Here is an 11121-nt window from a genome sequence, read left to right as displayed (position 1 = left end):
CGCCCCTTTCCCCTCACACTCGTTCATCAGTTACACTTTTCTATATAAAACAACATCCTCACACTCCCTGCTCCAATCGGCAAACTCCCACCCAAAACAAATAGGGCAGGAATCAATCCCTGCCCCCGTGTATTCATCCGTTTAAAAAGTGGAACTCGGTCCTGCTTCCCAGCTGGGTTGCTGTTACTTCAAGCCTGACATCGATGCGCTCCTTCAGTTCAGGAACATGGGAGATGATGCCCACTAGCCTTCCTGTGCTCTGGATATCGATGAGCGCTTCTATAGCCTGGTCAAGTGATTCAGGATCAAGGGTCCCGAAGCCTTCGTCGATGAACATCGTTTCAAGCGAGACGCCGCCCGCATATTGCTGGACAACTTCTGCAAGGCCAAGCGCGAGCGACAATGCCGCCTTGAAGCTCTCCCCGCCAGACAGTGTCTTAACATGGCGCTCCTGTCCTGTGTACTGATCAAAGATGAGCAGCTCCAGGCCGCTTTGTACATTTCCTTTGGAACGGTCCGTCTTCCTTAAAAGCCGGTATCTTCCGCTGGTCATTTTGGCCAGCCTGCCATTTGCCTCGCGCAGTATGTCATCAAGGAAAGCTGCAAGTACATAGCGCTCAAATGTAATCCTGAATGTGTTCTGGCCCTTGGAAATCTCAAACAAATGGCCAAGGAGATGATACTGCTCCTCAAGCTGTTTGATGTCTTCGTTGATTGCTGAAACCTTTTTGTGGATTTCCTCGTTTTCCCGCTTTTTCACGAGCAGGCCGGTATACTGCTCCTGCAGCGCTGCAAGCAGCTTGTCCACTTCCCCGAATTGCTCCTTCAGGGCCTGGATATCAGGCTCTTTAACATCCTTCAGTAATTCTGTAAGCTCATGGTACCTGTCTGCCGCGGAGCGGAGTTCTTCCCGGTAGCTTCTGAGCTCTGCCTGCAGGCCTTCAAGCTCCCTTTCATTCCTTTTGGCATGATGATAGTCCTGGTAGACATTGAAGCCCTGTCCAACCATCCTGTCCCGGAACAGCTCCCGCTCGGCGGAAAGCTTGTCGCCAGTCTGCTTTAGCTGGTTTTCGGCAACCTCAAGGCGAGTCTTCTCATTAGAATGCTTTTCCCTTGTATCTGTATAGGCAGCCTGTGCCTCCTCCAGCAGCTGAGTGAGCTTTTGCTGCTGCTTTTGGGCCGTCTGCAGCTCTTCCTCATACGCCTGGCGGGAGCGGAGATTTTCCGGAACTGTTTCCATCATTCTGGAAAGCACCGTATTTTTCTCTGCAAAAAGAATGCCCGCCTCCTGATTATCCGCTGCGGCCTGGCGAAGCTCATCAGCCTGCCTGCTTTTTTCACTTTCAGCTCTTTTGATTTCCTGCTCAAGCCTGTCAGCCTGAGATGCTTTTCTGAGAAACCCTGCAAGCTCACTTTCCATCCTGCTTATTTCCGAAAGGAGCTCCTGCTTATACGCTGTAATGGTTTCTTGTGAGAGCCCCGGTTTTTGTTCTGCCACTCTGGCAGCCAATTCTCCCATCGACTCTTTCAGGCTGCTGGCTGCCGACTGGATTTCATAATAGCGGGACTCTGCCTTGGAGCGGTCTTCTTCGCAAGAAAGCTGCTGTTTCCTGGCTGCCTCTATATCCTTTTCGTCCGGAAAATCCGGGCCGCCGGATACGGCAGGCAAAGGATGCTCCATGGATCCGCATACAGGGCATGCTTCTCCATCCTGAAGCTTGCCGGCAAGAATTGCCGCCTGGCCATGCAGCCATTTCTGCTCAAGCTCCGCCACCAGCTGCCTGGCATCTTCAGCGCGGTCCTGCTGCTTTTCCAGCAGCTGTTTTTGCTGTTCCAAATTTTTAAGTGAATCGGCCAGCTTTTGTTCCTGGATCTCATATTTATTGATATTTTCAAGAAGAGATTGGGACCCTTCAAGCTTCCTCTCCATTTCAACGGCTTGCAGGAGGCTTCCATCAGCCTCTTTTTTCTCAGCATTGAGCCGTTTTAATGTATCATCCCACTGCTTCTGGCCTGCTTCAAGATTCTCTATTGTTTGCTTGGAGGAATCGAGCCTCTTTTTCAATATCTCAGCCTCTGATTTAATTTTGGACAGGGCAAGGACATCTTCTTTCATAGCCTGCAGCCTTGAAACAGCTTCCGCTGATTCTTTCCGTTCAGCTTCCCTGTTCTTTTCATACTGGTATGAGGCTTCTTTTTGCTGGAGAAGCCGATATAATGCCTCCGTACTTTTCTCAAGCCGTTCAAATTCAGCTTTGCAAGAGTCCAAATCACTTTTCAGCTTATGGCATAGCTCTTCCTGCTGCTCAAGGATTGCGGCCTTTTGAGCGAGGATGATTTCCTGCTCTTTTGCTTCCGACCATTCCTTCCGGCTTTCCAGTAGTTCTTTTTTGGCTTTAAGCTCCTCTTTTTGAGCCAGCTGTTTCAGGACTGCTTCTGCTTCATAGATTTTCTGCTGGAGAGAATCCCTTTCCTCCTGCTTCTTACGGCCCTCTTGAACAAGCTTATCCATTTCCCCGTTTAAAAGCTCGATCTCTTTTTCAAGCAGCCGGAGGATTCTGCTGTCATTCAGCGGATCTTCTTCCAAAGCTTCGAGCAAGTCTTCCTGATAGGAGGCATGGATCCCATGCAGAAGAAGGTTTCTCTTGTCTGCCTGCTTTTCAACACTCTTCTTCAGCTCTGTCGCTTCAGTCCTGAGCTTTTCTTCAATTTTTTTATAGATCTCCGTATGGAACAGCCTTTGGAGGATAACCTCTTTTTCTTTGCTGTCAGAAGTAAGCAGCTTGCGGAATTCCCCCTGTGGAATCATCAGGATCTGCCGGAATTGGCTGCTGTCGATGAGCATGATCTCCTTAATTTTTTCATCCACATCCCTGACATTGGCAGCGAGCAGCACTTTCTCATTTTTTTCATCATACATATAAAGCTCGGCCCTGGCGCCGATTGTCGTGTAGCCTTCGCCCCGCTCCTTCTTTTTTTCCTGCTGCGGAGAACGTGTGATATAGTAGGTCCGGTCGCGCAGCGAAAATTGGAGCGATACTTCTGTCAGCAGATTATTTTCAGCGAATTGGCTTCTAAGCTCAGGACCGTTCCTGTCTTCCCCGCTTGCTTTTCCATAGATGGCATAGCTGATGCCATCAAAAATAGTAGTTTTGCCCGCGCCGGTCTTTCCTGAGATCACAAACATGGTTTTGCTGCCGAGTGAGGAGAAATCAATTACTTCGGTCCCTGCATAGGGTCCAAACGCCTGCATAGAAAGCTTTAACGGCTTCATTTCAAACCCTCCTCCTTCAGCACAGATTGAATAATATCAGCCATAGCTGATTTCTTTTCGCCTGTGAATTCTGCCTCTGTCATTTCTTTATAAAATTGCTCGAACAGATCAAGTTCGGATTTTTTCTCTTCTTTCACAGCCTGGAAGGCCGTTTTCCTTTTCAGGTCGGTCTGTTCGATTTTTCTGTCCAGATGGAGGACGTTAGGATATAACTGCCGGAGCTTGCCCATCGGATCAATAAGGCTGCCGTCATCCAGCAGGGTGATTTTCAGATAATCCATATGATTCTGACCCCCTGCAAACGATGGATCGAGAAGCTCCTCCAGATAGCCTTCAACCTCGCGCATATCCTGCTTGGGAGCAAGAGAATGCTCGCGGATTTCAAAGGAGCCATTGTCATCCATTTCTATGATGGAAACTGACTTTTTCTGCTTGCTTTCAGAAAAAGAATACTTCAGCAGTGAGCCGGCATACCGGACCGTATCATGCTTGATGGCATCTGGGCTGTGAAGATGGCCGAGCGCCGTATAAGAGAAAGGCGCAAACAGATCCGCAGTGACACAGCCGGACCCGCCGACAGATAAAGTCCGTTCAGAATCGCTGGTTTGTCCTCCCAGCACGAAAGCATGTCCCACAAGCACATTCGGTTCATTAGGATTGATTGTTTCTTCCATTTTTCCTATAAGGCTCTTCATGGCATCCTGATGGGAGTGAATGGAATCATCTCCCAAAAGCTGCCTGACAGTACCTGGTTCTGCATAAGGAACCAGGTAGAAGTTGACGCCATTTATATGTACAGGCCGAAAGCTGGCTTCAATATTACCATTCAAATAAAATTGGCTGTGCTGATACCACGAGCTGCCGAATGACAGGCGTTCGGCACTGTCATGGTTGCCGGAAATCGCCACAATCGGCGTTTTGAGATCAATATTCAGCTTAAACAGGGTTTCGTCCAGCAGGCGGACAGCATCTGTAGGCGGGACGGAACGGTCATAAAGGTCGCCTGCAATGATAACGGCGTCCGGTTTTTCCTCTTCCACCAGTCTGACAAACTGCTGCAGCACCTCCCGCTGATCTTCTGTCATATACACACCATGGACAAGTTTGCCCAGATGCCAGTCTGCAGTATGAATAAACTTCATGATTCTCCCCCTCTTTTACCTTATTGCTTCTCTTTCAGAATCCTATCATTATATCAAAAAGAGCATAGGGAAAGTTTCTGAAAAAATAAGAAGCCTTTCCAGCCAGAATGTTTGTTCTCTTATTTTAACAGAAAAAGCAGGGGCTTACCGAGAAAAATTTTCCAGAAAAGACTGAATTTACTTAGATAGGTTTTTTGACGCTTCCTTGTGGGTATAAAGTAGCAGTGAAATAAGTCTGAATTTAGGGGCAGTGATAATAATGACAGAACAAATGATTTTTTTAAATGAATTGAAAGAGCTATTGAACGAATACTGCCGCTGCAATGTAAAGCCGGTCAAAAAGGCCATCTATAAAGATATTCTTCTGATCTGCAGGGCATTTGCCAATATGGATGAAGGCCGCGCCGCCTGAGTCCCTTCTTTATATAAAAAAACAGTCCAGCCGCGAAGGCTGAACTGCGATATATGGTATTTCTAATTATAGTTTAGTAACGTTAGCCGCTTGAGGTCCGCGAGCTCCTTCAACAACTTCGAAAGAAACTTCTTGGCCTTCTTCCAGGGATTTGAAACCTTCTGATTGGATAGCAGAATAGTGAACGAATACATCGTTTCCGTCTTCAGCTTCGATGAAACCGAAACCTTTTTCTGCGTTAAACCATTTTACTTTACCGTTTTTCATAAAGAGTATCCTCCTAATGGCCAGCTACAGCCATGTGTAAATTCACCATTTACAGCGTATATAGCTTTTACGAATCACACTTCTCCAAACAAGTATTTAACGCTGGAACAAGCAGCTTTGCAAATCTATCACGATGCAGAACGGTTAATATAAATTTAGCATTATTCCAATAGACTGTCAAGGATTGGCACCTGTTACATTATAGGCCGGAAGCACTGTCATTCCAGGCTTTTTCCTTTAAATTCCCGGGCAGGCTCTGTATGGATTGCACCACTGAATCCAGCTTCGCTTCAATCCTGTGAAGCAGATACAAGGTTACAACTATAGGAAAGCCTACATCGCTGATTAACGGGATCAATTGGTCCATATGCTCCTCCTTCATAAAACTTTCTATCATCATATAGTCACTTCCGGAAAAGAAAGAGGCCGGCCCAAACCCTGAGCCGGCCCTCTCATTCTATTAGACTAGCTCATATTCAGATACATTGCGGTCAATCACCCTTGCCCCTTTGACAGAAACCAGCTTTCCGCTTGGCCCCGCAAAAATGTCAGCTGCAATCAGCTCCTCCATCGCCTGTTTCACGGCGGCCGTATCGATTGGTTCTTTTGGTGAATCTACTGTCAGGGATGCGGTTTTGCCATTTTCAGTGAGAAATTGGATTTCCAGTGTCTTTGCCATCATCTCACCTCCTTTCCTGATTCATTTTTATTAGGCGATTACATCAAAGCTGTCGTTTCTTTGAACAGAGTTGACAGGATGTTCGCTAAGGGCTCCGAATGCCTGGGCTGCCTGGTGAAGCTGGTCAGCTGTAGCTGAGTTTTTGACATTGGACAATGTCTTGGATTTGTAAATCGGATCGCCTTTTTCGTTCATTCCTGTTTCGAAATAGATTCGAAGGCTTGTAGCTGTTGCGACTGTTTGTGCCATCTTGCATCACCTCCTTTCACCTTCTATATATAGATTTGCCGGCGAAAAGGACATGGGTGATGAAAATTTTTTCAGAAAAGGGTTTTTCTGTGTTGTGTGTGAAAGAGAGTTTCATACGCTTTAGAAGAGGGAACCTCAAACTTCAAAAATATTGAAAGGGGCAGGAGTAATGGCCGGGGAAGCCGGTATAGGGGGATTAAAGCAATGGGTTATATTTATAAAAGTGGGCTGCTGATTTGCGTTCCAGGCACTTCGCTTTCCGCGGGGCGGCGCTGAGCTTCCTCGTCGCTGCCGCTCCTGCGGGATCTCAGCTTTGCCGCTGCAATCCCGCAGGAGTCTGCGTGCCTTCCACTCCAATCAGCAGGGCTTCTAGAATTAGATAGCGTTCTCAGCGCCTAATATATTTCAGGTTCGCAGACATATTCATTTTCTTCTGCCTTTGATAATATAAAAAACAAAAAAAGCCGGGTTACCGGCTTTTCAGGCAAATCTCGATTTTCTCAGCCTTGAATCCAAAACGAAATTGCCGAATGGGATAAAAGCAACAGCCAATGCACTCGCGACCCATATAAAGGACCAGCGGACCTTAAAGGTCACATAGGCGATGATGAACAGGTATGTAACAAATAATAATCCATGCAGTGAACCTACTACAGTAACCGCTTCAGGAAACCCGGCAAAATACTTTAAAGGCATCGCGATAAACAGCAGGACCAGCAGCGAGCCTCCCTCCAGAAACCCCATGATGCGAAAGCGTCCTATCGGTGTGTTCATGGTCTATCCTCCCCTTTTCAATGAAGGTCAAAGCCCTATTATTGCTATCATAAATGCTTGCTTACAAAAAATCCAGTGGCTCTTGGACCACTCCTGTTATTCTTTGCTTTTCACCAGTTCTGAACTTAAATGCCCGGCAAACAAGCCAAGATGGGCAGGCTCTGATATATCATGGTGGAACAGGGGAATATGGATATTCTTCATAGCAGAGAACACCTTTCGGATCTCAATAAGATGCAGATTTTCATTTTCTCTTCTCATCTTCATGAACCGGCCATCTGCTTCTTCGGGTATCACTTTATTGACAATGACTGCCTCCGTATGAAGTCCATGGCCGGCCAGGACCTTAACCGCTTTTTCTGTTTCAAGGATCGGGAGGCGCTCGGCATTCAGCACGAACAGGCAGGCTGCCGACTGGCTGTCCAAAAGGATATCCCTCACTTTGGCAAATTTGTTTTTGCGGGTGAGAAGCTTTTCGTATATGGGATCCTCAACTGGTTCCCCGTCATTCATCCATTGCGCGAAGTTATCGTTATTTTTCTTTCTTCTTTGAAGCAGCCCGTCTATCCATGCGCCCATCAGTTCAGGAAGTGTCAGCAGGCGTATTGTGTGTCCTGTCGGGGCTGTATCAAACACAATGGTATCGTAGGAGGCAATTTCCTCAAGCAGCAGTGAAGTGATCCGGTCGAATACCGCCGCTTCATCGGCGCCGGGCGAAGAAGCGGCCAAATCGATCTGGCGGTATACTTCGTCAGCCATAGAGGCTTTCACCATGCCTTTGAGATTGCCTTTGACCTCTTCAATATATCTTTTAGCTTCTCTCTCAGAATCTATTTCAAGAATATCCAGGTTCCGGCTGACATTCATGATTCCCTGACCCGGCTTAAGGTGGAACAGATCACCTGTGTTATGGGCAGGATCCGTTGATACGAGCAAGACCTTTTTTCCTTTTTCTGAAAGCAGCAGGGCAAGCGCCGCGGAACAGGTGCTTTTCCCGACTCCCCCTTTTCCTCCGACAAAATAAACCTTTTTATCCAGTATCAGTTTCATAGCCTCCTTTTCAGCAGCAGCGGATTCCGTCAAGCGGAGATTTCTCCATTCCCATCCGCAGATGCCACTGATGAAATTTCTCGATGATATGCGGATAAAGCTCCAGTGTGTAATAAAAAGCAGGATTGGGCAGCCCTGCCAATTCCGAGAAGCATAGGAGAATGAATAAATCCTCTTCATCCCTTAGCTCCCTCGCAATTTCGGCCCGATGCGGGAGCTTTAGCACCTCATCATAAAAGGCAGCAGCCTTTTTCAGCTGTGACAGCAGATCCATCCCGGTTCCCTCCTTTCAGTCTGAAAAAGCTATGGCCGGCAATGCCGGCCAGGCTTTAGAAATGATGGGTTGTGTCTGCAGGCGGCACATCCTTTTTGAAGGCTGCAAATGCTTCCAGGATGATCCAGAAGACAAATACAAGGATCAGCCCTCCCAAAATAAACAGAAGCATATTGGCGTCCGCAGTGCCTAATCCTGACCAGTCAAACACAACCTGCTTGATCATCGCCCAAAGAGTCATGATGAATACAAAAACCATCGGTATGAAAGTAACAAGGAAATTCCTGCCCTGGCGCTTCAGCCAAATGCTGATCAGCAGAAGGCTGACTCCTGCCAGAAGCTGATTGCTTGTGCCAAAGAGCGGCCAGAGCAGATACCCGCCTGAACCGAAGCCATTCGGCCCCTTAGGAAGCAGGACCAATGCTGCACTTGCAACAACGGCTGCCGATGTTGCGACATGGGCTTTTGTGAGCGGCTTGAAATTGTATTCTTCACCTATTTCAGCAATGATATAGCGCATCAGCCGGACTGATGTATCAAGCGTTGTCGCAGCAAAGCTGACGACGATGACAGATACAATCGTTTTCGCAATATCAGCAGGGATCCAGACGCCGGTTGCCAGCTGGGCCGCTCCATTGATGAATGACCCGAGCCCTCCTGAGCTTGCAGCGGCAAAGCTGCTGTAAGCAGCCGTAAAGTCACCCTGTGAAGCGAATAAGGTAATGACAGCGATGATGGAGATTAAAGCAAGTGCCCCTTCCCCTACTGCCCCAAGGTAGCCCACAAACCTGGCATCCGTTTCTTTATCAAGCTGCTTGGAAGAAGTACCTGAGGAAACAAGCCCGTGAAAGCCTGAAATCGCACCGCAGGCAATCGTTATGAATAATAGCGGCAGCCATGAAAGATCCGCGGCGCTCGCATTTACGGCTGGCGCTGTCACCTTCGGCTGCAGGAATACTAGTCCGGCATACATGATGACAAGACCGACGACAAGCTGATGGGAATTGATATAATCCCTTGGCTGCAGAAGCTTCCATACCGGAAGGATTGATGCGATATAGCAGTAAATCATCAAAATGACGATCCAGATAAAGAACGACATCGCCACGCCGTCAAGCCCAAAAAGCACTTCAGTCTCTGCTCCGCCTAAGTATTTCGGCAAATCGATCTGCAGGGCAGGCACCAGGCTCGCGAGCACGGCAGTTCCGTACATGACCACAAGGGCGATGATGGACGGGATGAGCATTTCTTTTTTCCGTTTGTACACGGCATACCCGATCCAGATGGCCAGCGGTATTTCGATGAACACAGGCAGGACGCTGGCAGGAAACTGAATGAACAAATTGGAAATTACCCATGCAAAGACGGCATTCACCATAAGAACCAGAATTAAAATAATGAATAAGAACATCATTTTTGCTCTTTTGCCTATTAGTTTGCTTGTAATGGTTCCTATCGATTGCCCTTTATTCCTGACAGACAGCACGAGCGTGCCAAAGTCATGGACTCCGGCTGCAAACACAGTCCCGAGAATGACCCACAAAAAGGCAGGCAGCCACCCCCAATATACTGCAATAGCTGGTCCCACAATCGGTGCAGCTCCTGCAACCGATGTAAAATGATGCCCCCAAAGGACAAATTTATTGGTGGGCACAAAGTCAACCCCATCCTGGTATTGATGAGCAGGAGTGACATAGTTGGGGTCAAGCCTGTAAATCTTTTCTGCCACCCATTTTGAGTAATACCTGTAGCCTGCCGCAAAAACAAGCATGCCGATAACCGCCAGCCAAATTGAATTCAATTCTGTAACCTCCTTTTATAACCTGGTATTAAGTACATCATAATGAAAGCGCCTTCTTATAGTCAATATATTCCGAATATTTTTATAGATTCATCCTTCATGCTTCCGGCATACGGCATTAAAACAGGCAAAAGATCACAGCAAGCATAGGATGTACCATTAGCAGCATATCTTACCGTCATTCGCATACCATGAAGGAGGTGACTATTTTGGACTTGCTTCAGTTTCTGAACCAGAAATATATCATGATGGTGCCGGCGCTATGGGTCATTGGGCTGGCCTTGAAGCACACACCCCGGGTTCCTGACTGGACCATCATCTGGATCCTTTTGCTGCTATCGGTCGGCTTTGGGGCGTTTGTCTTTGGCTTTTCCCTAAACGGGATCCTGAACGGCGTTATTGCTGCAGGGGTAGCTGTGCTTGGACATCAAATGTACAAGCAGTCATTTCTCAGCAAACCTGCAGCCAGGAAAAAGAAAAAGCATAAAGGCTAAGGGGAGGCTTGCTGTTTTCAGCCGATATTTGCGAGTCGGTCATATGCTGCTCTTTTGATATTTTCAGATAAAAAAAAAAAACACCATGAAAGCACTAAGCTTTCATGGTGCCCGTCTATAGAGACGGCAGCTCAGCACCTGCAGCAGCAGATACTGAAATATACGGAGGAAGTCTTCCCTTTCAATATATTACAATCCTCCAGAAAAAGTGTGGACAAAACATCTGAACGTTTTCATTAATTTTCAGCTGTTACTTAACAAAACGGCTTATAATTAGAGAAATGAGGGTAAAAATGGAACAGCACCGTAGAGACATAAGAGGTGATGCTATGGAATGGAGAGGTTTATTCATCAATAACCCGGACAGGCAGATAGAAATATCCATATACCCTGCAGGAAACACGAAAGGTGGAGAAGAAGGGTATATTGCCATGGCCAAGGAACAGATCCGGCAAATTACCGTGCAGGAGTTCTCAAAAAGCCGGCTGAAGGCTGTAAGGATGGCATTATCCCTACTTGAAGATGAAATCCTGCTGCATTTGGAATACGACCAGGACAATGCTCCTCAATAAATGGAAGAACAAAAGCGCAAGCGCCTTGATCACCTCCAGCAATCATAAGCCGAACCTCCCGGACAGGCGTTCTTTGCCTTTTTGGTAGGTTCGGCTTATAACCCTGCTGGACGCGGATCCAGATTTGAAAATT

Annotated in this window: 13 protein-coding genes; 3 read left to right on the top strand and 10 right to left on the bottom strand. The window is 47.2% G+C overall.

The genetic code is table 11. The features are described from left to right. Nucleotides 1-133: 133 nt before the first annotated feature. Nucleotides 134-3274 (bottom strand): AAA family ATPase, encoded by a 3141-nt coding sequence (locus LCM00_RS00125; RefSeq protein WP_224896700.1) that lies wholly within the window; start codon nucleotides 3272-3274, stop codon nucleotides 134-136. Further along, nucleotides 3271-4416, bottom strand: a complete 1146-nt coding sequence (locus tag LCM00_RS00120) for an exonuclease SbcCD subunit D (RefSeq protein WP_224896698.1) — start codon at nucleotides 4414-4416, stop codon at nucleotides 3271-3273. Before LCM00_RS00120 ends, LCM00_RS00125 begins: the two co-directional genes overlap by 4 nt. Nucleotides 4417-4675: 259 nt before the next feature. Between LCM00_RS00120 and LCM00_RS00115 the strand changes: the two genes are divergently transcribed. After that, nucleotides 4676-4828: a hypothetical protein gene (locus tag LCM00_RS00115; protein WP_009791060.1), complete on the top strand. Its 153-nt coding sequence runs from the start codon at nucleotides 4676-4678 to the stop codon at nucleotides 4826-4828. A gap of 66 nt (nucleotides 4829-4894) precedes the next feature. Here LCM00_RS00115 and LCM00_RS00110 read toward each other — a convergent pair whose 3' ends face one another. The 8 genes from LCM00_RS00110 to LCM00_RS00075 form a co-directional block, all read right to left on the bottom strand. Next, nucleotides 4895-5095, bottom strand: a complete 201-nt coding sequence (locus LCM00_RS00110; protein ID WP_009791059.1) for a cold-shock protein — start codon at nucleotides 5093-5095, stop codon at nucleotides 4895-4897. A gap of 199 nt (nucleotides 5096-5294) precedes the next feature. Then, on the bottom strand, nucleotides 5295-5462 hold the full coding sequence (locus LCM00_RS00105; protein ID WP_224896696.1) for a YvrJ family protein: 168 nt from the start codon (nucleotides 5460-5462) through the stop codon (nucleotides 5295-5297). A 93-nt stretch (nucleotides 5463-5555) separates the two neighbouring features. Beyond that, nucleotides 5556-5774: a DUF2922 domain-containing protein gene (locus LCM00_RS00100; protein WP_224896694.1), complete on the bottom strand. Its 219-nt coding sequence runs from the start codon at nucleotides 5772-5774 to the stop codon at nucleotides 5556-5558. A 30-nt stretch (nucleotides 5775-5804) separates the two neighbouring features. Continuing rightward, complete coding sequence (locus LCM00_RS00095; RefSeq protein WP_224896692.1) at nucleotides 5805-6023, bottom strand: DUF1659 domain-containing protein; 219 nt, start codon at nucleotides 6021-6023, stop codon at nucleotides 5805-5807. Between the two features lie 480 nt (nucleotides 6024-6503). Then, entirely contained in the window at nucleotides 6504-6797 is a 294-nt protein-coding gene (locus LCM00_RS00090; protein WP_224896690.1) for a DUF3817 domain-containing protein, read from the bottom strand. A 96-nt stretch (nucleotides 6798-6893) separates the two neighbouring features. Continuing rightward, the gene (locus tag LCM00_RS00085) at nucleotides 6894-7847 is read right to left on the bottom strand and encodes an ArsA family ATPase (protein ID WP_224896688.1); all 954 of its coding nucleotides are present in this window, start codon (nucleotides 7845-7847) and stop codon (nucleotides 6894-6896) included. 10 nt (nucleotides 7848-7857) lie between these two features. After that, nucleotides 7858-8121: a cory-CC-star protein gene (locus LCM00_RS00080; RefSeq protein WP_224896686.1), complete on the bottom strand. Its 264-nt coding sequence runs from the start codon at nucleotides 8119-8121 to the stop codon at nucleotides 7858-7860. 55 nt (nucleotides 8122-8176) lie between these two features. Next, entirely contained in the window at nucleotides 8177-9922 is a 1746-nt protein-coding gene (locus LCM00_RS00075) for a carbon starvation CstA family protein (RefSeq protein WP_224896684.1), read from the bottom strand. A 200-nt stretch (nucleotides 9923-10122) separates the two neighbouring features. Here LCM00_RS00075 and LCM00_RS00070 point away from each other — a divergent pair, with 200 nt between their 5' ends. After that, entirely contained in the window at nucleotides 10123-10416 is a 294-nt protein-coding gene (locus tag LCM00_RS00070; protein ID WP_404802134.1) for a phage holin family protein, read from the top strand. 329 nt (nucleotides 10417-10745) lie between these two features. Next, a complete protein-coding gene (locus LCM00_RS00065; RefSeq protein WP_224896680.1) occupies nucleotides 10746-10988 on the top strand; it encodes a hypothetical protein in 243 nt (80 codons plus the stop codon). Nucleotides 10989-11121: the final 133 nt, after the last annotated feature.

The sequence above is a fragment of the Bacillus infantis genome, assembly GCF_020171945.1.
Lineage (GTDB): Bacteria > Bacillota > Bacilli > Bacillales > Cytobacillaceae > Bacillus_AB > Bacillus_AB infantis_A.
This window is presented reverse-complemented; position numbering and strand designations above follow the sequence as displayed.

Coding starts and splice junctions, on each gene's coding strand:
- LCM00_RS00125 (WP_224896700.1), bottom strand. CDS start 3,274: ATGAAGCCGTTAAAGCTTTCTATGCAGGCGTTTGGACCCTATGCAGGG.
- LCM00_RS00120 (WP_224896698.1), bottom strand. CDS start 4,416: ATGAAGTTTATTCATACTGCAGACTGGCATCTGGGCAAACTTGTCCAT.
- LCM00_RS00115 (WP_009791060.1), top strand. CDS start 4,676: ATGACAGAACAAATGATTTTTTTAAATGAATTGAAAGAGCTATTGAAC.
- LCM00_RS00110 (WP_009791059.1), bottom strand. CDS start 5,095: ATGAAAAACGGTAAAGTAAAATGGTTTAACGCAGAAAAAGGTTTCGGT.
- LCM00_RS00105 (WP_224896696.1), bottom strand. CDS start 5,462: ATGGACCAATTGATCCCGTTAATCAGCGATGTAGGCTTTCCTATAGTT.
- LCM00_RS00100 (WP_224896694.1), bottom strand. CDS start 5,774: ATGGCAAAGACACTGGAAATCCAATTTCTCACTGAAAATGGCAAAACC.
- LCM00_RS00095 (WP_224896692.1), bottom strand. CDS start 6,023: ATGGCACAAACAGTCGCAACAGCTACAAGCCTTCGAATCTATTTCGAA.
- LCM00_RS00090 (WP_224896690.1), bottom strand. CDS start 6,797: ATGAACACACCGATAGGACGCTTTCGCATCATGGGGTTTCTGGAGGGA.
- LCM00_RS00085 (WP_224896688.1), bottom strand. CDS start 7,847: ATGAAACTGATACTGGATAAAAAGGTTTATTTTGTCGGAGGAAAAGGG.
- LCM00_RS00080 (WP_224896686.1), bottom strand. CDS start 8,121: ATGGATCTGCTGTCACAGCTGAAAAAGGCTGCTGCCTTTTATGATGAG.
- LCM00_RS00065 (WP_224896680.1), top strand. CDS start 10,746: ATGGAATGGAGAGGTTTATTCATCAATAACCCGGACAGGCAGATAGAA.